Origin of the sequence: Pseudoalteromonas sp. Ld20 (assembly GCF_045064175.1) — a bacterium.
GTDB lineage: Bacteria > Pseudomonadota > Gammaproteobacteria > Enterobacterales > Alteromonadaceae > Pseudoalteromonas > Pseudoalteromonas neustonica.
Window position 1 is genome coordinate 14,148 of the sequence record NZ_JBISHB010000036.1, and the last position, 21,048, is coordinate 35,195.

Annotated in this window: 24 protein-coding genes; 9 read left to right on the forward strand and 15 right to left on the reverse strand. The window is 39.4% G+C overall.

Features of this window, described 5'->3' with window-relative positions:
• Nucleotides 1-38: 38 nt before the first annotated feature.
• The 5 genes from ACJJVX_RS12660 to ACJJVX_RS12680 form a co-directional block, all read right to left on the reverse strand.
• Nucleotides 39-446 carry a hypothetical protein gene (locus tag ACJJVX_RS12660; protein WP_405631724.1) on the reverse strand — a complete coding sequence of 136 codons (408 nt, stop codon included), beginning with the start codon at nt 444-446 and terminating at the stop codon, nt 39-41.
• Nucleotides 433-1,770, reverse strand: coding sequence for an ATP-binding protein (locus ACJJVX_RS12665; protein WP_054206250.1), 1,338 nt, complete (start codon nt 1,768-1,770; stop codon nt 433-435). The genes ACJJVX_RS12660 and ACJJVX_RS12665 overlap by 14 nt, the downstream gene beginning before the upstream one ends.
• Nucleotides 1,764-2,438, reverse strand: a complete 675-nt coding sequence (locus ACJJVX_RS12670) for a response regulator transcription factor (protein WP_016709350.1) — start codon at nt 2,436-2,438, stop codon at nt 1,764-1,766. Before ACJJVX_RS12670 ends, ACJJVX_RS12665 begins: the two co-directional genes overlap by 7 nt.
• A gap of 3 nt (nt 2,439-2,441) precedes the next feature.
• On the reverse strand, nt 2,442-2,705 hold the full coding sequence (locus ACJJVX_RS12675) for a PepSY domain-containing protein (RefSeq protein ID WP_054206251.1): 264 nt from the start codon (nt 2,703-2,705) through the stop codon (nt 2,442-2,444).
• 390 nt (nt 2,706-3,095) lie between these two features.
• Nucleotides 3,096-3,398 carry a YciI family protein gene (locus tag ACJJVX_RS12680; protein WP_054206252.1) on the reverse strand — a complete coding sequence of 101 codons (303 nt, stop codon included), beginning with the start codon at nt 3,396-3,398 and terminating at the stop codon, nt 3,096-3,098.
• Nucleotides 3,399-3,609: 211 nt separating this feature from the next.
• On the opposite strand from ACJJVX_RS12680, the gene ACJJVX_RS12685 reads away from it, so the two are divergent.
• Nucleotides 3,610-5,034, forward strand: coding sequence for a sodium-dependent transporter (locus tag ACJJVX_RS12685; RefSeq protein WP_054206253.1), 1,425 nt, complete (start codon nt 3,610-3,612; stop codon nt 5,032-5,034).
• Nucleotides 5,035-5,083: 49 nt separating this feature from the next.
• Here ACJJVX_RS12685 and ACJJVX_RS12690 read toward each other — a convergent pair whose 3' ends face one another.
• Together ACJJVX_RS12690 and ACJJVX_RS12695 are read right to left on the reverse strand one after the other, a co-directional pair.
• Nucleotides 5,084-5,725, reverse strand: a complete 642-nt coding sequence (locus ACJJVX_RS12690) for a CPBP family intramembrane glutamic endopeptidase (RefSeq protein WP_054206254.1) — start codon at nt 5,723-5,725, stop codon at nt 5,084-5,086.
• A 60-nt stretch (nt 5,726-5,785) separates the two neighbouring features.
• Nucleotides 5,786-6,373 (reverse strand): inner membrane-spanning protein YciB, encoded by a 588-nt coding sequence (locus ACJJVX_RS12695; RefSeq protein ID WP_054206255.1) that lies wholly within the window; start codon nt 6,371-6,373, stop codon nt 5,786-5,788.
• Nucleotides 6,374-6,570: 197 nt separating this feature from the next.
• On the opposite strand from ACJJVX_RS12695, the gene ACJJVX_RS12700 reads away from it, so the two are divergent.
• On the forward strand, nt 6,571-6,840 hold the full coding sequence (locus tag ACJJVX_RS12700) for an HU family DNA-binding protein (RefSeq protein WP_054206256.1): 270 nt from the start codon (nt 6,571-6,573) through the stop codon (nt 6,838-6,840).
• Nucleotides 6,841-6,893: 53 nt separating this feature from the next.
• On the opposite strand, the gene trpA is transcribed toward ACJJVX_RS12700, so the two are convergent.
• Genes trpA through ACJJVX_RS12730 form a run of 6 tightly spaced genes read right to left on the reverse strand, consistent with a single transcriptional unit; the run spans nt 6,894 to nt 13,533 of the window.
• Entirely contained in the window at nt 6,894-7,721 is an 828-nt protein-coding gene (trpA, locus tag ACJJVX_RS12705) for a tryptophan synthase subunit alpha (RefSeq protein WP_054206257.1), read from the reverse strand.
• Complete coding sequence (gene trpB / locus ACJJVX_RS12710) at nt 7,718-8,902, reverse strand: tryptophan synthase subunit beta (RefSeq protein WP_054206284.1); 1,185 nt, start codon at nt 8,900-8,902, stop codon at nt 7,718-7,720. Before trpB ends, trpA begins: the two co-directional genes overlap by 4 nt.
• Nucleotides 8,903-8,909: 7 nt before the next feature.
• Complete coding sequence (gene trpCF, locus ACJJVX_RS12715) at nt 8,910-10,274, reverse strand: bifunctional indole-3-glycerol-phosphate synthase TrpC/phosphoribosylanthranilate isomerase TrpF (protein ID WP_170174211.1); 1,365 nt, start codon at nt 10,272-10,274, stop codon at nt 8,910-8,912.
• Nucleotides 10,267-11,337: an anthranilate phosphoribosyltransferase gene (gene trpD / locus ACJJVX_RS12720; protein WP_405631730.1), complete on the reverse strand. Its 1,071-nt coding sequence runs from the start codon at nt 11,335-11,337 to the stop codon at nt 10,267-10,269. The genes trpCF and trpD overlap by 8 nt, the downstream gene beginning before the upstream one ends.
• A gap of 8 nt (nt 11,338-11,345) precedes the next feature.
• Complete coding sequence (locus ACJJVX_RS12725; RefSeq protein WP_170174210.1) at nt 11,346-11,963, reverse strand: aminodeoxychorismate/anthranilate synthase component II; 618 nt, start codon at nt 11,961-11,963, stop codon at nt 11,346-11,348.
• 1 nt (nt 11,964) lies between these two features.
• A complete protein-coding gene (locus ACJJVX_RS12730; RefSeq protein WP_054206261.1) occupies nt 11,965-13,533 on the reverse strand; it encodes an anthranilate synthase component 1 in 1,569 nt (522 codons plus the stop codon).
• A gap of 421 nt (nt 13,534-13,954) precedes the next feature.
• Here ACJJVX_RS12730 and ACJJVX_RS12735 point away from each other — a divergent pair, with 421 nt between their 5' ends.
• The 5 genes from ACJJVX_RS12735 (at nt 13,955) to ACJJVX_RS12755 (ending at nt 17,561) form a co-directional block, all read left to right on the forward strand.
• A complete protein-coding gene (locus ACJJVX_RS12735; protein WP_054206262.1) occupies nt 13,955-14,812 on the forward strand; it encodes an RNase RNM in 858 nt (285 codons plus the stop codon).
• Nucleotides 14,805-15,425 carry an L-threonylcarbamoyladenylate synthase gene (locus ACJJVX_RS12740; RefSeq protein ID WP_054206263.1) on the forward strand — a complete coding sequence of 207 codons (621 nt, stop codon included), beginning with the start codon at nt 14,805-14,807 and terminating at the stop codon, nt 15,423-15,425. Before ACJJVX_RS12735 ends, ACJJVX_RS12740 begins: the two co-directional genes overlap by 8 nt.
• A 14-nt stretch (nt 15,426-15,439) precedes the next feature.
• Entirely contained in the window at nt 15,440-16,273 is an 834-nt protein-coding gene (locus ACJJVX_RS12745) for a ScpA family protein (RefSeq protein ID WP_054455484.1), read from the forward strand.
• A gap of 151 nt (nt 16,274-16,424) precedes the next feature.
• Nucleotides 16,425-16,979 (forward strand): cytochrome b, encoded by a 555-nt coding sequence (locus ACJJVX_RS12750; protein ID WP_405631735.1) that lies wholly within the window; start codon nt 16,425-16,427, stop codon nt 16,977-16,979.
• A 3-nt stretch (nt 16,980-16,982) separates the two neighbouring features.
• On the forward strand, nt 16,983-17,561 hold the full coding sequence (locus tag ACJJVX_RS12755) for a YceI family protein (RefSeq protein WP_169328031.1): 579 nt from the start codon (nt 16,983-16,985) through the stop codon (nt 17,559-17,561).
• Nucleotides 17,562-17,610: 49 nt separating this feature from the next.
• On the opposite strand, the gene ACJJVX_RS12760 is transcribed toward ACJJVX_RS12755, so the two are convergent.
• Nucleotides 17,611-18,468 (reverse strand): TIGR02285 family protein, encoded by an 858-nt coding sequence (locus ACJJVX_RS12760; protein WP_342883979.1) that lies wholly within the window; start codon nt 18,466-18,468, stop codon nt 17,611-17,613.
• A gap of 127 nt (nt 18,469-18,595) precedes the next feature.
• A complete protein-coding gene (locus tag ACJJVX_RS12765; protein ID WP_167349706.1) occupies nt 18,596-18,763 on the reverse strand; it encodes a hypothetical protein in 168 nt (55 codons plus the stop codon).
• Between the two features lie 369 nt (nt 18,764-19,132).
• Here ACJJVX_RS12765 and ACJJVX_RS12770 point away from each other — a divergent pair, with 369 nt between their 5' ends.
• Both ACJJVX_RS12770 and ACJJVX_RS12775 read left to right on the forward strand, forming a co-directional pair.
• Nucleotides 19,133-19,684, forward strand: a complete 552-nt coding sequence (locus ACJJVX_RS12770; RefSeq protein ID WP_054206267.1) for a hypothetical protein — start codon at nt 19,133-19,135, stop codon at nt 19,682-19,684.
• Between the two features lie 400 nt (nt 19,685-20,084).
• Nucleotides 20,085-21,041 (forward strand): acetoacetate decarboxylase, encoded by a 957-nt coding sequence (locus ACJJVX_RS12775; RefSeq protein ID WP_170174207.1) that lies wholly within the window; start codon nt 20,085-20,087, stop codon nt 21,039-21,041.
• Nucleotides 21,042-21,048: the final 7 nt, after the last annotated feature.

Genomic DNA, 21,048 nt, shown 5'->3' on the forward strand with positions numbered 1-21,048 from the left:
GTTACCTGTGTTGGTTACTTAGGTGCGCATTACGCTACCTATAAAGGTTGTTTTAAAGTGGCTATGTATTGCTCTAATAGTAAAATCTCACAGCGTTTATATACTATTGCCGCTTGGGTGGCGTTGGGCATCTTTTGCAGATAGCGCCAACGGCAGCTGTCTTCTAAAAAGCGAGTGTGGGAAGTTAAACTACGAGTAAATATAGGTAAAAGTTGCGTGTTCCCCGTATCCTCTTGAATTTTTTCTAAATCTAAGTTGAGCTTATTGATCCACGTTTTTTGTGTTCTCTTTAAGTTAGCAATGTTTCTATCTAAACATTGAATATACTTTTTAGCTTCATTGGTAGTCGCTTTATCATCTAAGATACAGTCATCCATACTTAAAGCATTTTCAGTAAAGAGCAGTATTAATGCACATAGTAAAGTTAAGCTATTATTTTTTATCATTATAATTAAACTCTAATATAAAGTTAGCACCATTTAAGGTGTGAGAATCTAAAATGGTAAGTGTCCCGTTATACGATTTTACTAAATCTGACACAATTGCCATTCCTACACCATGGCCATTTTCATATGTATCTAAGCGAGTTCCGCGAGTGAGTAAAGACTCACGTTTATCAATAGGTACGCCAGGGCCATCATCACTTATAGCAACGCTGAGGTTTTTATCTTGTATTACATGGATAGCCACTTGTGAACGACACGCTTTACATGCGTTATCAATTAAATTACCTAATAGTTCAAGCAAATCGGTTTTATCACCTAAAAAGTACTGCTTGTCAGTGACATCGCAAGTAAAAATAATATCTTTGTCTCGGTAAACTTTGCTCATAGCACTGAGTATTGAATCAATAACAGGCTTGATCATGGTTTGTTTTTTCCATGTATCAGCTGCACCAGTTGCAGCTCGCTTTAATTGATGTTCGATCATTACGTTGATACGATCAAGTTGTTCTTGAGCATCAGCGTCATTGGCCAGTGGGCTTGATTTTAACACGGCCAAAGGCGTTTTAAGCGCGTGTGCTAAGTCACTTAAAGAAGCTCGATAACGCTCTTTTTGACGTTGTTGGGTCTGCAGTAGTAGATTTAAATCAGCTTTTATTGTTTGCAGCTCTATGGGATATAGGCCTTTTATTTCTTGAATATCACCCGATTCAATGGCTTTTATCTCTTTATCAAGACGCTGTAGCGGACGTGCGCTCCAAACAAACCCAATAGCCATTAATGCTGCTATTGCAACACCCATTACATACATCCAATTGACGAGTGTTTGTTTAAAACCGTCCATTAAACGCAGTAGGGCATCATTACGCTTTAATAATATAAAGCGCGCTTGTTCCGATTGATCAATATTACCTAAAATGACCGTTAGACTTAATTGCCAATAAGCAGTCCCTTTGTACTCAATACGGCGAAAATCAGCAGAGCCAGCACGTGCTTCGATACTTTGTGGGGCAAAATTTACATTAACCGCAGACTCAGAATGCCAAACGGGCTGTTCATCGCGATAGATCATTGCATACGTATCAGAATTTAAACGGTTCAGTTCTGGGGCTAAAATGGTACTGGGCATAATAATGCCGCGTTCCGTAAAATCAACCTCTGAAATTAATGAGTATAAATGGGCTTCGAGGGTTTTTTCGGTGGCTTCGATTAATGACGCGTAGTATGCCTTACCAATAGAGAAAAATAAAATAGGTAAGGCGACCAATAAAACAAAGACAAGGATAAATCCTTGCCTTATTTTAAGCGATATTTGCGACGCTACCACTGGCTTTTGAGCCTGTAACCACGTCCACGTAGGGTTTCTACCGGGTTTAGTGTGCCATCAGGGTCGAGCTTTTTACGTAAGCGCAGTACGAACACTTCAATGACGTTTGAATCTAAATCAAAATCTTGATCATAAATATGCTCGGTTAATTCAGATTTAGAGATTACTTTTTGCGGGTTAACCATTAAATACTCAAGAACTTTGTATTCATAGGCCGTCAGGCTTAATTCTCTGTCATCAACCCATACTTGTTGTGAGCGCGTATGAATTTTAATTGGTCCAGCAGTCATTTCTGGATTTGCTTTACCTGCACTGCGTCGAATGAGGGCATTACAACGTGCAATCAATTCTTCAACATGAAATGGTTTTGTTAGATAGTCATCAGCGCCCGCATCAAGGCCTTCTACTTTATCTTGCCAACGATCGCGTGCAGTTAATATAAGTATAGGAATGGTAATCCCTTGCGCTCGCGCTTTATTGATAAGTTCAATACCATCTATTTTTGGTAAACCTAAATCAACGACCGCCATATCAAGAGGGTATTCAGTGATATGGAATAAACCAGCTTCGCCGTCATGACATAGATCAACACTATAGCGTTCTTTTTCTAATGCATTGCGTAGATTATCTGCTAGGTGTAAATCATCTTCAATTACTAAAATTCGCATTTTTTAATCCTTTTTCGCTTCGCCGGTTTTTTTATTTACGTGAATGTCGACAACATGGCCGTCAGCTTTTAATATTCTTACGGTATAAACGTCATTTTGTACGGTAATTTTGAGAGTTTTACCATCTTCTATTTTTTTAGCAAGCTCAACCGCTTGTTTTTTTGTGATGGGTGTTTTATTTACCTGAGAGTCAGCATAACTATTATTCGAAAAAGAGAACGAAAATAGTGTAAAAATGACGACGCCAAGGGCTAATAACATACGCATGATGGGCAACTCCTAAACCAGACCTTGTTAGTTTAATGAACCAACTAGCTAAAACTCAAGTAAAAATCATGAAAAACATGATTTAAGCTGGATGAGTTTAATTAACAACTCGTGAACAAACACTGAACTGTGCAGCTCAAATTGCAATTATGAGACTAGGGATATACCCAAGCCACTTCAATATGCGCGTTTCAGTTGGAATTAAAAGCGATTTAGGCACGCCCGTTATAGCGCAGTGTTCTTGTCATTAAATAGACCCCATATCTACGCTGATTGGTATAATAGTGGTTCTATTGTTCAAATCAATAACGCCGTATAATTCGCTTTTAAACCAACTCTGTGAAGCGCTGAATTCTGCATCTTGAGTTGGTTTGGGTATAATTTTAAGGTTTAAGCTGGGAATACTTTTTTAAAGGGTTTAACAACAGAATTGTCATATACCCCACCACTGACATAAGGGTCGGCAGCAGCCCATTCACGTGCAGCTTCTAACGAGTTAAATTCAGCAATAACTAAAGAGCCTGTAAAACCAGCTTCACCTGGGTCATCATTATCAACTGCAGGAAGAGGGCCTGCAGTGAGTAATCTGCCTTGTTCATTTAGCTCTTGTAAACGTGCTAAATGGGCTGGTCGGGCTGCCTTTCTAAACGCTAAGCTCTTGTCAACATCAGTTGAGTAAATCATATACAGCATAGTGTGTTCTCTACATTTTAATATTATTGAAATTGTTTCGATATTAGCACAGCAGATCTGTTAGGCGAATAAATTGCGATTACTTAACCTTTGATTTGTTGACTGTGTGGTTTACAGCCACATTATACTTTTAAACTGAATATGCTTGAAAAGCCCAGCACAACACTGTTAGAGTCGCTGGGATGTTAAAAAATAATAATAAGGTTTTTAAATGAGCGATAATCGTGAGCACTTTAGCTCTCGCCTAGGTTTTATATTAGCAGCGGCAGGCTCTGCAGTTGGTATAGGTAACTTAGTTGGGTTTCCTGTCTCGGCAACAAAAAATGGTGGTGGTGCATTCTTACTTATTTATGCACTGTTTGTCGTTTTTATTTGTTTACCCGTAATGATGGCTGAGATGGCAATGGGCCGCCAAGCACAAAAAGATCCATTAAATGCATATAAGTTGCTCTCTGGTAATGATAAAAAGTGGACGTTTGCAGGCTTTTTAGCTGTATTAACCCCCTTTATGATTGCTGTTTTTTATATGGTTATCACCGTGTGGATATTTGGTTATTTAAGTCAAGTAGCACTCGGTAATTTAGATATGTTGGCTGACCCTAAAAGTTTTGGGGTATTTATAAATAGCTCAAGCGTGTTCGGTTATATGGCGGTTGTGGCGCTAATTGTTAACTTGATTCTTGTCGGTGGTGTTAAGCAAGGGATTGAAAAGGCAGCGAAATTTTTAATGCCAGCGTTGTTTGTATTATTAATCGCGTTGGTTGTTTATGTACTGACCCTTGATAATGCTATGGCAGGTGTTAAATACTATATTATCCCTGACTTTACTAAAATGAACGCGAGCGTACTCAATGGTGCATTAGCACAAGCATTCTTTTCATTGTCTTTAGGTATGGGTATTTTAATGACCTATGCATCGTATATTTCTAAAAAAGACGACATTGTAGGCAGTGCTAAAATGGTTGCGGTAACAGATTCGTTAGTTGCATTTATTGCCGGCTTAATGGTGTTACCAGCAATCTTTAGTTTTAATCCAGAGACAGACCCAACTAAGCTTTCAGATTCTTCTGTATCAATGATTTTTGAATTTCTACCAAAAATATTGTTAGCACTACAAACTGATATTGGTTATGTAGGCGCATCAATTGTTGCGTTTATCTTTTTCTTATTAGTATTTTTTGCGGCGATAACATCATTAGTATCAATCGTTGAAGTACCAACGGCAACATTATGTGATCGTAAAGGTATCAGCCGTAAAATGGCGTTGCTTATCTTAACGGGTAGTATTGGTGTACTGACAGTATTGTGCACAATGTCATTTGGTATGGTTGAAGGATTAACATCATTTACCAACTATGGCGGTGGTTCAAAAAGCTTATTTGATATTGTGTATGATGTGTTTTACGACACAATTTTACCGCTTAATGGTTTGATGGTATGTTTATTTGTTATGTACCGCTGGAAGAAAGTTCGCTTAAGTGAAGAGTTAAGCCAAGGTTGCCCTAGTTATGCGGGTAGCTTTACTGAAAAGTACGTAAACTTTTCTCTTTCTACGTTTATTCCTGTGATATTAACAGTAATATTGGTAAATACTGTTGCGACGAAATTTTTTGCAGTGAGTATATTTGGTTTTTAAGTTAGGTAGTTTTTGATTCAAAAGCCGCGCTATTTAGCGCGGCTTTTGTTTAAGGCACTATTGCAGAATCTAAATATTGTCCTATCCCCAATGTAAACATCCACAAGCCCCACAAGCTATGCTCAATTACACACACAAACGTCGAACGGCTTTGTGCATAGGTGAACGCAAATAATAAACCGCCAATAAATGCGAGTATTACAGCCACCCAATTAGCATAAACAATATGCGCTAATGCAAATACCGTGGCACTGACGAGAATTCGCACCGTTTTGTTTGGCATAATGCGCTTATATCGATGAAAAAAGTAGGTTCTAAATATTAATTCTTGTGGCATCACAGACAAAACAGGATAAAGAATGAGTAACATTAACCAGTCTTGAAGTGAGTTTCGTGGCATAACAAACCAATTTCCTTGATTAATTATTCCGTAGAATACGCCAGAAAATAGAGCACCTATAAAAAAGAAACTAAACAACCGACGTTTAACAGCCGAAAATTGGCCAAGGCTGGTAATCCTAAAGCGTTTAAAGTGAGGATCACCAAGTAAGAGCATGCCGCATACACTCATTAATATAATAAGTGCGGGGATCAGCCAGTTTGCTAAATAAGCACGCAGATAAAACCCAATTAAAGGCAAGCAAATAAATATAAGTGTAAATTCAAACCAGCGGTATTGATTGGCGTTCAAGGTCGTCTCAGCGTGATTTTGTATCCTAGGCTAACAAGTAAAGACGACAGATTTATGACGTTAAAGGTGTTTACTATCGACTTCGTCATCTTCATCAGGTAAGTATTTATACAATATGATCATAGTGGTAAAAATACTGATAAAAGTAATCCCCATTAAACCAAATACTTTGAAGTTAACCCAAAAATCGAGTGAGAAGTTATAGGCAATGTAAATGTTTAATGCTGATATTCCGGCAGTAATGGCCATCCATAACATGTTGAGTTTATCCCAGAGAGACTCTGGTACGGCAACCTCTTGCTCTGATTCAAATGCTGTTTGCAAAACTGAACTCAGTGCTTTCTTGACTAAGTTTTTGCCAAAAAAGTAGCGGCTGATGAGTAAGCTTAAAGAAATTACCGCATAAATAATGGTCGCTTTAAATTTAACAAACTGTTCATCATGAAAAACCAGTGTCAGCGTGCCCAAAATGATGGCAATGGCAAAAAATAGCCATTGGCGTACAGGGACATTACCTGTTTTAAAATAAGAGTAAGTCACCTGAATCAATGTGGCAGCCATTAATAGGGCTGTTGCCCAGTAGATATCAGTCAATTTAAAGACCACAAAAAATAAAATAAGCGGAATGAATTCAATTATTGCATGCATAGAATGCCCGTAATTTTAATACCAATTTGATAAAACTTGTATAACACCAAAATAATTGCAGTGGTTGTATCAACTTATTGTGTTCTTTACAAGGTTGACTTAGGGGTAACTAACCCTTAGCCTGCTTGGCTTTGTATTCGACCATTACCAAAATCCGTGAACCTAGTTAGGTTTAGCGGCGTCTTTAGGAGCATTTTATGAATAAAGCAGAACTTATCAGTGCCATGTCAGCACACAGTGAATTAACTAAAAAAGACTCTAAAGCAGCTTTAGAGAGTATGTTAGCGGCTATAACTAAGTCATTATCAGAAGGCGATCAAGTGCAAGTTAATGGTTTAGGTACGTTTGCGTTAAGTTATTATCCGGCAAGAGCAGGGCGTAATCCGCAAACGGGCGCAGTGATTGAAATTGAAGGCGCTAACAAGCCGGTTTTTAAGCCCGCCAAAGCGCTAAAAGATAACCTTTGAGGCATTGTTAAATAAAAAGGGCCTATTCAGGCCCTTTTTTAATGAATGGTGTTTTAACGTACTGTAGCCGCTTTCATCGTAGCTACAAACTCTTTTAAACCACTTAACATAGCTTGCGGGTTATCAAGGTTTGTTTCAATAATTTTAACCACCGCAGAGCCTGAAATAGCGCCAGCAGCGCCAGCAGCCAAGGCTGCCTTTACATCTTCCGGCGTTGAAATACCAAAACCGAGTAATGCTGGTGCACTGTGATACTCTTTTAGTTTAGTAACAATAGAGTTCGCTGGCATTTGTGCTTTGGTCTCAGTACCTGTCACACCAGCACGTGAAAGCAAATAGGTATAACCGCGGCCATAAGATGCACATTGACGTAGTGTGTCATCAGGCGCATTTGGTGTGGCGATAAAAATTGGGTCAATGTTATTACTCATTGCAGCTTGTCGAAACATTTTAGATTCGTGAAGTGGTACGTCAGCCACTAAAATTGAATCAACACCGACCGCTTTGGCATCTTTATAAAAAGCTTCTAGGCCCCGTTTAAACACCAAGTTTGAATATAACAGTAAGCCAATTGGAATATCTGCATTGTATTGGCGCACTTGCTTAATGATATCAAAACAATCTTGCGTGTTAATGTGTACATCAAGGGCGCGAATGTTTGCCGCTTGAATAACCGGGCCATCAGCAATAGGGTCTGAAAATGGGATCCCTAATTCAAGCGCATCTGCGCCACCATCAATTAAACTTTTAATTATTTCAACACTAAGCTCTTTATTTGGGTCACCTATAGTCACAAATGGGACAAATGAGCCTTGATTTTGCTCGCTTAATGCTGCAAACATTTTGCCGTAGCGGTCGGTTTTTTGGTCAGTTTGGCTCATGCGTTTTCTCCTTTTGAAAGTACATCCATAACATGTGCTAAGTCTTTATCACCACGGCCACTTAAATTGACCACTAAAATGGACTCCTCAGTTAGCTGCTCCGCATACTTGAGTGCGTAAGCAAGCGCATGGCTTGATTCTAGCGCAGGAATAATCCCTTCATTTTTAGCCAGTAGCTGAAATGCTTCAAGTGCTTCTGTATCTGTAATACCCACATACTGAGCCCGGCCAGTTTCATGTAAAAATGCATGTTGTGGGCCCACTGCAGGGTAATCAAGACCTGCTGAAACAGAGTATGATTCCTCTATCTGGCCATCATCGTTTTGCATAATATAAGTATATGTACCGTGTAAAATACCTTTGGTGCCTTTGCAAATTGTTGCGCCATGTTCGTGAGTATCAAGGCCTTTACCCGCAGGCTCGACCCCGATTAATTTAACACTAGGTTCGTCAATAAAGTCAGTAAACATACCAATGGCGTTAGAGCCACCACCAACACAGGCTAGTACAGCATCAGGCAAACGACCTTCTGCTTTTAATATTTGTTCTTTTGCTTCTTCACCAATTACCTTTTGAAACTCACGGACAATGGTTGGGAATGGGTGAGGGCCTGCGGCTGTGCCCAGTAAATAGTGTGCTTCTTTATAATTTGCTGACCAGTCACGCAGCGCTTCATTTACAGCATCTTTAAGTGTGCCAGAGCCTGCGGTTACAGGAATAACTTCTGCGCCCATTAGTTTCATTCTGAATACATTAGGTTGCTGACGTTCAACGTCTTTTGCGCCCATGTAAATACGGCACTTTAAACCCAGTAGTGCGCATGCAAGTGCTGTGGCTACCCCGTGTTGTCCGGCACCCGTTTCAGCAATAACTTCTTTTTTGCCCATGCGCTTTGTTAATAATGCTTGACCTAATACTTGGTTGGTTTTATGCGCGCCACCATGGAGTAAGTCTTCACGTTTTAAGTATAGTTTTACTTTTGGGTTTTTAATTAAGTTACGGGTTAATGTAAGCGGTGTAGGGCGACCGGCATATTCATTAAGTAACTTTTCAAGTTCAACTTGAAAAGCTGGATCTGTTTGTGATTTATTGAACTCATTTTCTAGTTGTTTTAGCGCTGGAACAAGCAATTCTGGGACAAACATGCCGCCAAATTCGCCAAAGTAAGCTGGATTATTCATATTAACCTCAATATTTGCGGATGCTGATAAACGCATCATTTAATTTTTGTTGGCATTTTTTGCCTGCGCTTTGCTCAACCCCAGAGTTTAAATCTAGGCCATGAGCACCTTGGTATAAAGCGCCTTGAATATTGTCTGCATTTAAACCACCTGCGAGCATAAACGGCTGTTTTACATCTTTTAAAATTGCCCAGTCAAATGTTTTACCTGTACCGCCAGCTTGTGTATCACTGTGGGTATCGTATAGGTGACGATCAACGCCACTAATAGGTTCAGGCAAGCTATCTTTAATTGCTTGAGCTTTCCAAATTTGACAGCCACGCGGCAGTAAAGGGCGCAGTGTATTTATGTAATCATTGTCTTCTTGGCCGTGTAATTGCACTGCAGATAGCTTTAAGCTTGTTGCATGCTCAGCGACATTTGTAATGCTTTCATTTACAAATACACCCACATAAGCGAGCGGGGCGCTTTGAGTTATTTGTAAGGCGCAATCAAGGTCAACATAACGCGGTGATTTAGGCGCAAAAATTAATCCACCAAATACCGCACCACTTTTATAAGCATTAATGGCATCTTCACTGCGAGTTAAACCACAGACTTTGTTTTCACCTAAAATTACACGACGACACGCGCGTTCTAAATCACGTTCAGCCATCAATGAACTGCCAATTAAAAAGCCATTACACAAAGGTGCTAAGCGTTTTACATCTTGATGGGTATAGATACCAGATTCAGAGATCACGACTTTGTCATTAGGAATAAGTGTACGCAGTCTTTCGGTTGTAGCTAAATCAGTACTTAAATCACGTAAATCACGGTTATTAATACCGATGATCTGTGCATCAAGAGCTAATGCACGCACTACTTCTTCTTCATTGCTCACTTCAGTCAAAATAGCCATGTTTAAGCTGCGCGCTACGCTTGCCAATAGTTGATACTGTTTATCATCAAGCACTGATAACATTAACAATATTGCATCGCCACCATAAATTCGAGCCATGTAAACTTGGTATTCATCAATAAAGAAGTCTTTACAGATCAGTGGCTGTTCAACTTGGCTGCGTACAAACTCTAGGTAATCAAAACTTCCTTGAAAGTATTTTTCATCTGTTAATACACTAATACAGGTGGCGTAGTTTTTATAAACATTTGTAATTTCAGCTAAGTCAAATGGCTCTCTAATCAGGCCCTTCGAAGGAGAAGCTTTTTTACACTCTAAAATAAACTGTGTACCAGGTGCTGCTAAGGCTTTATAAAAATCACGATTTGTTGGTACTGCTTGTGCTTTAAAGCTCTCAAGGGGGCGCTTTGCTTTACGCTCAGCCAGCTCTATTTTCTTATCTGCGACGATTTTGTCTAATACGTTAGCCATTGGTTACCTCTGAGTTTGTTACGGCTTTATGGCTTTGCTCTACAATAGTGTTTAATGTGTTTAAGGCGCGACCACTTTTTAAAACCTCAACGACGTGTTGTGCGCCTGCTTTAAAGTTTTCGACTTTACCAGTGAGATACAACAGTGCGGCAACATTGACGATAATTGCTGCATTATGCGCATCCGTCCCTGTGCCTGCTAAAATGGCGCGACTGGCATTGGCGTTATATTCTGGACCTTCACCGGCGAGTTGTTCAAGTGAATAGTTTGCAAGACCAAAATCAGCAGGGCTGAGTGTGTACTGGCGAAGTTCTCCATTATTAAGCTCTACAACGGTCGTTTTACCATGCAAGGCGATTTCATCGGTGCCGGAACCATGAACTACCATAGCGCGCTTTGTACCGAGGGTTTTTAGTGTTTTCGCCATCGCTAAGCATAAGTTTTCGTCGTATACACCGAGCAATTGCACTTCAGGTGCTGCGGGGTTTGCTAAAGGCCCTAAAATATTAAAAATAGTACGGGTTTTTAACGTTGTCCGTACTTCCATCGCATGGCGTACGCCACTGTGGTAATGCGGCGCAAACAAAAAGGTAAACCCAGTTTGTTCTAAACACGCAACGGCTTGATCTGGTGTCATATCAATATTAATACCCAGCGCTTTGAGTAAATCGGCGGAGCCTGAGTTACTCGATACACTGCGGTTACCGTGTTTGACCATATTAATCCCGCAGGCGGCTGCAACAATGGCTGCGGTAGTACTAATATTAATGGTGTTTGAGCCATCGCCGCCAGTGCCGCAACTGTCAGCTAACATTGCTAATTTTGTATTAAAAGGAACGGCATTAGCACGCATGGAAGCAGCTGCGCCTGCAATTTCGTCACTTACTTCACCTTTGAGTTTCAATGCGACTAATAATGCTGAGAGCGCAATATTATTTACTTTACCTTGCATTATCGCATCAAATAACTGTTGGCTTTGGCTAAAGCTTAATGATGTTTGTGTAAGTAACACATCAATGAGGGCACTTGTGTTGTGCGTGGCTGATTGTTGATTTACTGACATAAAGTCCTCTACTGCTTTGCGTTAGCTAAAAATTGCATACTTTGTTGAAGTAGCGCGGCGCCATTTGGCGTCAAAATAGACTCAGGATGAAATTGATAACCCAAAGCATGATCTTGCGCATGATAGATTGCCATTGGAATTGCTTCATAGTTAGCAATTACTTTTACACTATCAGGTACCTGCGTTGCCATAAGTGAATGATATCGTGCCACAGGCATACGCTTGCCCATGCCTGTAAAAACAGGGTGTTCACCAAGTTCAATGATTGACGACTTACCATGTACGGTTTCGCCAGCATGGCCAATAACCCCGCCATAACTTTGTGTCAATGCTTGTTGGCCAAGACAAATCCCCAGCATGGGGAAGTGTCCTTTACATAGTTCAATCAATGCCATTAAACAGCCTGCGGCTGAAGGCGTACCTGGACCGGGTGATAGCACTAAAATGACCGGCTTAGTTTCGTTGCACATTTTTTCAAAAATAACCTGTGCATCTATGTTGTTACGATATACCACTAAATCGCTGCCTAACATAGAAAGTTCGTCGACTAAGTTATAACTAAATGAATCAAAGTTATCTAAAAAGTAGATTTTTACATCCGTTAGTTTAGTGTTAGTTACGCTCATTTTAGTGTCCTTGATACGTCGATTGAATCGCTGTGATAACTGCTTGTGCTTTAGCGCGAGTCTCGTTTGCTTCAGATTGCGGGTCAGAGTCATGTACCACACCAGCACCTGCTTGAACGTAGGCTATGTTATTTTTTACAAAGGCTGAGCGAATAACAATACAGCTATCCATTGCCCCATCACCAGTAAGGTAACCTACCGCGCCACCGTAACTTCCTCGACGTTTACCTTCAGTTTGACGTACTAGCTCTGCGGCACTGACTTTAGGTGCGCCAACAAGTGTACCCATATTCATACAGGCTTGATAAGCATGCAAGGCATCAAGGTCAGGTTTTAAAGTCCCCACAACGCGAGACACTAAATGCATGACTTGAGAATAGCGGTCTACTTTTAATAGTTCTTTGGCATGACGAGTACCGGGTACGCTAATACGGGCTACGTCGTTACGTGCTAAATCGACCAGCATCAAATGTTCAGCACGTTCTTTTTGATCATTACGTAGCTCAAGCTCAATACGGCTATCTAAATCAGGATTAATTTGACCATTGGCAAACTTACCTCTGGGGCGGGTGCCTGCAATTGGATACACTTCAACTTGTTGTGACTGTGCACAAAACTTTAAAGCTGACTCCGGAGATGCACCAAACAAAGCAAATTCACTATCGCGCATGTAAAACATATACGGGCTTGGGTTTTGTTTTTTTAGTTGGCTGTAAGCATGTAGCGAGTTTGCACATGGCAGTGAAAAAGTGCGCGATGGAACAACTTGAAAGATGTCACCATCAACAATGTGTTTTTTCAAACTTTTGACCTGTTGGCAGTAAACTTCGTCGCTGATATCAACAGTTACATCACTGGCGCCCATTGTTTGTGTTGCACTAAAATTATCAGCTTGGTCGCATAATGTATTTAAGCGTTCAAGCTTCTTTCCTACCTCAAAGCAATTAGCATGAACATCAGGGCCGTTAAACACATTTCCAATGAGCTCCGTTGTTTTAGCTTGATGATCAATAATGACAAGGGTTTCGGCTAAATAAAATACATAATCAGGGCAGCTGTTATCGCCATCAGGAACATCACTTAGTTGTTCAAAGTTGGCCACCATATCGTAGGCAAATACACCGCCTAAGAATAGCGAAAAAGGATTGTTAGTGGTGCTGTTAATATTATTTATACAGCAGCGTAGAGCACTAAATGCGTTATCGGCGATAAGCTTAGTGGCTTCATCAATGTCGCTATCACAGCCCTTATACTCAATAGTCAGGGTTTGTTCGCTTAGTTGAGTGTGGCAATTTTCTAACTTACTTTGTAAATAAGGCAACAATTGCTGACCATTATTAGATTGCGCTGTTACCGTAACTGTTTTACCCGCGCAGATAATTTTAAGCGCACAATCGACTAAAATTAAACTCTTAACACTGTCTTTAGAATCAATTTCGGCTGACTCTAATAACAATGAGTTGTCTTTATCAAGCAGCCCGTAAAGAGCTAATGGGCTATGGATGTACTCTCGCACTTGGGTGATGCTGGTAACTTCACCTGGCGTTGTTGTTATATGACTAAAAATCAAACCTCATTCCCTCAAAAAAATAAACCCCGCAAGCTATGCTATGCGGGGTTTGAATAACGATATCTATGTTTTAGATAGACCATTACCGTCCCGCTATACCAGGCGCCACCACCAATGATGTGTAAGAGTTGCTACGTTATTCATGTTTGTTACCCTAAAATTTAAATATAAAAAAACCCGCAATAAGCGGGTTTGAATGTGTTAGACACGACAATTCGTCACCCGATAATTTACGAGTGCCACCACCAGATAGTGTTTTGGATTGAATTGGTCATTGTTTTTGTTCTTAATGTGTCTCAAGTGGCTACAGTAAACCGTATCAACGGCGTTAATGTCAAGTATTTATTAAAAACAATTTATTAAAATTTTTTGTTATACTTAATAACAACTTTGGCACATTTAATATGAGCAGTCTTCTCTTTTGATAAAATACGATTTACACAGCCACACTACGCATTCTGACGGGCAACTAAGTGTTGAGCAGTTATTATTGCGTGCAGTTGAAAAAAATATAGATGTGTTTGCGATTACGGATCATGACACTATCGCTGCGGTGAAACCCGCTCAAGCCTATATAAAAAACGAGTCTCTGCCATTAACCTTGATCACAGGTGTTGAAATTTCCACCAAGTGGGAAAGTTTTGAGATCCATATTGTGGCATTAAATGTAGATATCAATGAAGAAGCATTGACCAGTTTACTCACTATACAGCAACAAAAGCGTGCTGCTAGAGCAATAGAAATTGGCCGGCGCTTAGAAAAAAATGGCTTTGATGGCATTTATGAACAAGCGCAGGAGCTTGCTGGTGATGCACAGATAACCCGCGCGCATTATGCAAGAGCGCTGATCACGCGTGGTGTTGCAACCACAATACCAGGCGTATTTAAAAAATACCTTGGTCGTGCAAAAACAGGGTATGTGCCAAGTGATTGGTGTGACATGAAAACGGCGATTACGGCAATTCACGCCGCAGGTGGCGTCGCCGTTGTTGCCCATCCTGGGCGTTATCAAATGTCGAATAAGTGGCTGCGCAAATTATTAAGTCAGTTTAAAGATGCTGGTGGCGATGCAATGGAAGTTGCACAACCACAACAAGCACCCACTGAGCGACAGTTCTTGGGTGAATTGAGCCGTGAATACGGCTTACTGTGCTCGCAAGGGTCTGATTTTCATTTTCCTACTAGTTGGCTAGAATTAGGAAAAAACTTATATCTGCCAAAAGATTGCCAAGGCGTTTGGCAAACTTGGGAAGGGCAAGAAGGAGTAACACATGAGTGATTTTTTTCATATTCATCCAGATAATCCACAACCACGATTAATTAATCAAGCAGTCGATATAATTAAGAAAGGCGGGGTAGTGGTTTACCCGACAGATTCAGGCTATGCAATAGGCTGTAATTTAGGGAATAAACAAGCCAAAGAGCGTATTGAACGTATTCGTGGCATTGAGAGACACCACAATTTTACATTAGTGTGTCGCGATCTATCTGAGCTTTCGACCTATGCTCGCGTAGATAATCAATTGTTCAGGCTAATTAAGAATAATACTCCTGGGCCGTACACATTTATATTCAAAGGAACTAAAGAAGTCCCTAAACGGCTATTAAATGACAAGAAAAAGACCATTGGTATTCGTGTAATAGAGCATCCAATTACCTGTGCGTTACTCGCTGAATTAGGCGAGCCATTGATGTCGTGTTCATTAATATTACCCGGTGAGCAGTTTACAGAATCTGATCCAGATGAAATTCGCGATCGCATAGGCCCTTTGGTTGATTTAATTATTCATGGCGGTTACTTAGCCGAACAAGCAACGACAGTGATTGATCTTTCAGAAGATACAGTTGAAGTGCTACGTGTTGGCTGCGGTGATACAACTCCATTTGAATAACCTTGTTAAACACCATGAGTGAGCGTGTCACTGAACAGGTAGCTCAAACACAAGAGCTGGCGCAGCGAAAGCTGCCGCTGGCTTTTTTGCATGGCAAAGAAGTAATGAATACGCCGCAAGACTTATATATTCCGCCTGATGCGCTTGAAGTTATTTTAGAAACCTTCGAAGGGCCGCTTGATTTACTTCTGTATCTAATTAAAAAACATAAACTCGATATTCTTGAATTGTCTATTTTTAGTATTACAGAGCAGTATGTTCATTATGTTGAAATGATGACCGAGTTTCAACTTGAGTTAGCAGGCGAGTATTTAGTAATGGCAGCCTTGTTAGCGCAAATAAAATCGCGCTTATTATTGCCCAAACATGAAGAACTGGAAGAAGAGGAAGATCCTCGGGCTGAACTAATACGCCGATTACAAGAGTACGAACAATTTAAGCAAGCCGCAGAAAATCTTGACGATATTCCACGCGTTGGTCGTGATATTTATATTGCACAGGCGCTAGTGCCAGAGCAAGATGAGCAAGCGCAGTTACTCCCTGATGTAGATCTAAAGGATTTATTGTTTGCCCTTAGCGATGTGATGGCACGAGCAAAAACGCTGGAACACCATCAAATCACAGCTGAAGCACTATCAACCCGTGAACGAATGAGCTTAATATTACAAAAACTATCACAAGCCAGTTCACAGCTTCCTTTCACTGACTTATTCACCTTTGACGAAGGGCGCAGCGGGGTGGTAGTGAGTTTTATCGCGATGTTAGAACTAATTAAAGAAGGGTTGATCAGTTGCCTACAAGTCGATCCAACCACACAAATATATATTGGCTTAGTTGAACAAAACTAATTTCACCCACTCAAAGTAATTGTCGTGAAGCTTTAACTCGCAAACCCGTAACAAGTTATGTGCATATATGCACATAACTTGTTTGTTATTCGCTATTTTCTTTTAGTTAGGGACGGGCTATTCTGGCATTACTGGTTTAGGGAGTCTTTCTATGTTTAAAAATACTCACTCGAGTTATGGCTTAGTTACCATTGTTTTGCATTGGCTGATGGCATTGATAGTTATAGGTCTTTTTGGCCTAGGTTTATATATGGTCGAGCTTACTTATTACGATAGCTGGTATCGTGGTTCGATGGATTTACATAAAAGTATAGGGATCACACTTGCGGCATTATTGATATTTAGATTAGCGTGGCGGGTAATGAGCACACAGCCAAAACCTGTTGAAGGTTCAAGTAAAGTAGTGAATAAAGTCGCGCACTTTGCACATTTACTTATCTACATGTTATTGATTGGTATTGTTATTTCAGGGTATTTGATTTCGACTGCGGATGGTCGTGCGATTGAGGTGTTTACGTTATTTAGTATTCCCGCAATTGACTTATCGGTAGAAAATCAGGCAGATATTGCAGGTAAAGTTCATTACTGGGCGGCATGTAGTTTGATCGGCTTAGTAACGTTACATGCACTTGGGGCATTAAAACATCATTTTATCGATAAAGATAAAACCTTAATTAGAATGATCAAACCATTAAAGGATGATTAATAAATGAAAAAATTACTACTATCTGCTGCTGTTGCAGCAACATTATTTGGCGCAAGCACTGCACACGCAGCAGACTATGTGATTGACACTCAAGGCGCTCATGCATTTGTAAACTTTAAAATTAAACATTTAGGTTACAGTTGGTTACATGGTCGTTTTAATACATTTGATGGTGGCTTTAATTATGATTCAGCTAACCCAAATGCATCACAGATCATGGTAAATATTGATACTAAAAGTATCGATTCAAATCATGCAGAACGTGACAAACATTTAAGAGGAAAAGATTTCTTAAATGTTGATAAGTTTCCACAAGCAAGTTTTAAAAGCACCAGTATTGTATTTGATGCTAAAGGCGATGAAGCAAAAGTAACGGGTGACTTTACATTACATGGCGTCACTAAAAGCATTACTTTTGAAATAGATAAAATAGGTGAAGGAAAAGATCCATGGGGTGGTTATCGTGTTGGTTTTGAAGGTGAAACCAGCCTGAAATTAGCTGATTTTGGTATTGATTATAATCTTGGGCCTGCATCAACACATGTTGATATTGGTTTATTTATTGAAGGCATACGTAAATAAGCAAAGTTTAGGCGCAGTAATATTCGGACAAATAGTTAGAAAAAACGCCTCACTTAGTTGAGGCGTTTTTGTTTGCTTGTAAACGTTGCTCAAGTAAGGGCTTTAAATTATCAGGTAACCAACGTATTAATACTTCGTGATAACTAGGCTGTTCTTTTATGATTGCCAGTGCGCTATTTAAAGTTTTTATGTGCTGCTTACCTTGTGCGGTATTAGTGCAGCCAATATAGCCAAAACTGAGTTCTGACGCCTCGGTTAGTGGTAGCTGTATCAACTCATCATCAAAGCCCATAGATTTAGCTAAATAAAAATGCTCACTCGGATAGCCTAACAATATATCTATGCGTTTCTTTTTTAGCATATAAGTTAAGCTTGCGAGTGTATCCCGTCCCGGACGAATAATGATAGATGCATCAGCATTAGTATTTATTACGTCGTCTATCGTTTCTCCATAAGAACGGCTCATTGATATGCCTAAGGTGAGTTTGTATTCACTTAACAATTTTTTTAGTGAAATTTGGGCGTTAGGATCTAATTTTAGGCTGTGTAAGAGTTCTTTATGGATAGCGATGGAAGGTGATAAGCCAATAGTGGAAGCTTGCTCACTAAATGCTATATGTTCACGGCGATGCTCACTTTGATACAGCGAGAGCATACAATAGGTGTGATTTGGGTTCGAGACTTCGCGAACAGTTCTGCTCGAAGGTAAAATAACTCGCTTAAAGGTATAGTTTGGTAGTTGCTCTTCAAGTAAAGAGATAACACTTTCGTCACGCCCTGTACCCGCATATTGATCATTAAAAATATAATATGGGGCGAAGTCGGTGACTACCCAGTCAATTGTTTTAGCGTGTACCGTGGTGCTAGATAAAAAAAATAAAAATAGAGTTAGATACACACCTGTCATTATTTATACCACTAAAAAATGATTACTATCAGTAAGTGTAGCAGTTAGTTAAATAGTTTCTTGGAAAAAAGCAAAACGCCAGCAAAGGCTGGCGTAATTCAATAGCAATAATACAATTTAATATAAATTAATTGGATTTCAGCCATTTAACAAACTGACGTGCGTCACTTGCTTTTGTAAACAAGGCATTCTTTAAACCTTGCGTATCAGAAAAAATAACACGTTGTTTATTTACTGAAATTGATTGCACTGGATGTGCGATTTGGATCATAGATCCATTGTAATTATAAGACATAATAAAACTCACTTTTTTCTTGTTATCTTTTCTATGTCGCTAATTTCATATTAGCAGTTAAAACATGATTAGATAGACTGTTTCGTGTTTAGCTTCATTATAGTGTTGACGATCTTTATGACATTTATGCGACTATTTAAAAAATATGTCGTAGTTTGACTTGGGGTTCTCGCCGTACAATAACTTAGCTTTAAAATATACGTTTTGCGGGGCTTACTGGATCAGGGTAAAGAGGTTAACCGCGAGGCTTTTTTAGGACCAAGAAGAAACTTTACCTCAGTAAATTTGTTTAGGCAAGCATTTTTGTTGTTTTATAGTTTTTTAATTATAAATACTGTATTTTGAGGCACGAAAAAGCGAGGACAATAGATGAATTACATTATTGTGAGTGATATTTTTGGAAAAACATCATATTTGACACAGTTTGCACAAGCGTTGAATGGTGAGTTTATTATTGTAGATCCATACGATGCTCAACTACAGCCCGTTATTGACGAGGAGCTGCAATATCAACAGTTTATATCTCAGTGTGGGCATGACGGTTATTTTCAAAAACTAAATAAAGTGTTAGATAATATAAAAACGGATACCACAATTATTGGTTTTAGTGCTGGGGGGGCAGCCGCATGGCGTAGCCAAGCATGTACTAAAAATCGCTATATCAAAAAGCTCGTGGCATTTTATCCAAATCAAATTCGTTATAATTTAAATTTACCAGCAACAATACCATGCGAATTGATATTTCCTTATCAAGAGGCACATTTTGATGTGAGCGTTATTATCACAAGCCTACAAACAAAAGCGAACGTCAGCTGTTTTCAGTGTGACTATGGTCATGGCTTTATGAATCCATTATCAAATAATTTTGATAATCAAGGTTACTTATATTTTAGTAAACGACTGTTTAGTGATGACTTATAGGGCGTGTTGACCTTTCATGATTAATTTTGCAGCAGTCTATTTGGTATTTAGGCAAGGCAGCGCCTATGATGTGTGGTTGTTCCCCATAAATAGGCGATAACGCAGTATAAATGCCAAATATGCGCTGCCCAAAGGGTTTTTCCTAGGGGTGATTAACTCTTTGTTACCTACACGGATGTAGGTAAGGGGCGTGAGCAGGACGCGGAAGCTTTGCTCGGTTTTTACTTAGCCCGCTAGGTTACAAACCTCGCGCCGCGATTAAATCACCCCTAGGTTGAACAAATTTCAATCCACAAAGGTCAACACGCCCTAGTTGTATTGTATTAATTAAATGCTACAAACTAGTATATTGATTAGTTGTATGGCTATACTAAGTTTTTAACTTAGATTAATTTATTATATGACTGACCAACATAAGCTATATCGTCACTTCTTATCTAACCCTGTAGCAAAGCCGCCATGTCGGATGACTAATGCAAACATGTATGGCTTTTTTATAAAAATAGATCAAACAAAAGTTCAAGCGTATATAAGTAATACACTTAATACAGTAGCAACAGAGGACACTTACTTTAAAGGGCTGGGTGAGTACGCGCTACTGACATTTACTGATATTGAAAAAATCGCCTCATTAACACCACCTTTTAACGAACATGGTTGGATGCAAGAAACAGATATTATTGTTTGGTTGCCAGTTGTAAAGGTAGAAAAGCAAGGAGATGATGAAGATATTACGCATCTTTATTGGTACCCAGCATTTATTTGTGTCAATAATATTTATGCACTCATAAATGGACGAGAGACATGGGGCTACAATAAATATATGTGTGAATATAAAATGCCTAGCTCTGTTAACAAACTAACTGATTTTTCATTATCGCTAGATTGCTTTAAACATTTCTCTCCATCATCTAAATTAGAGACACACCAGCTACTTTCCTTAACAACCACAGCTAAAGAAAATAACGAAAGTGTTTTATCAACGTTGGAAGATTTTGGTGATCGTGTGGCAAATTTGTTTGATGGGGAACACATGGGTATAGACTTTTCCTTATTAAAGCAATTGCTTAGTGGGTTTGTTAATCCACAAATGGACCAAATATTATTTAAGCAATTCCCAGATGGTCAAGGCAAATTAGCGGTATATCAAGCTGTGATGCACTCGCCATCAGAAATTAAAGAAATCCATAAATTTAAATTCTTAAAGCCAGACTTTCAATTACAAATAGAGCAGTTGGATAGTTTTCCATTGGCTGAAATGTTTGGCTTAAAAGTAGGCCCACAAGATGTGTATTTACCTTTTTATATATGCATGGATTTTGACCAACTTGAAGCTTCTCAAGTCCTCCCTCTATAAAGGAAAA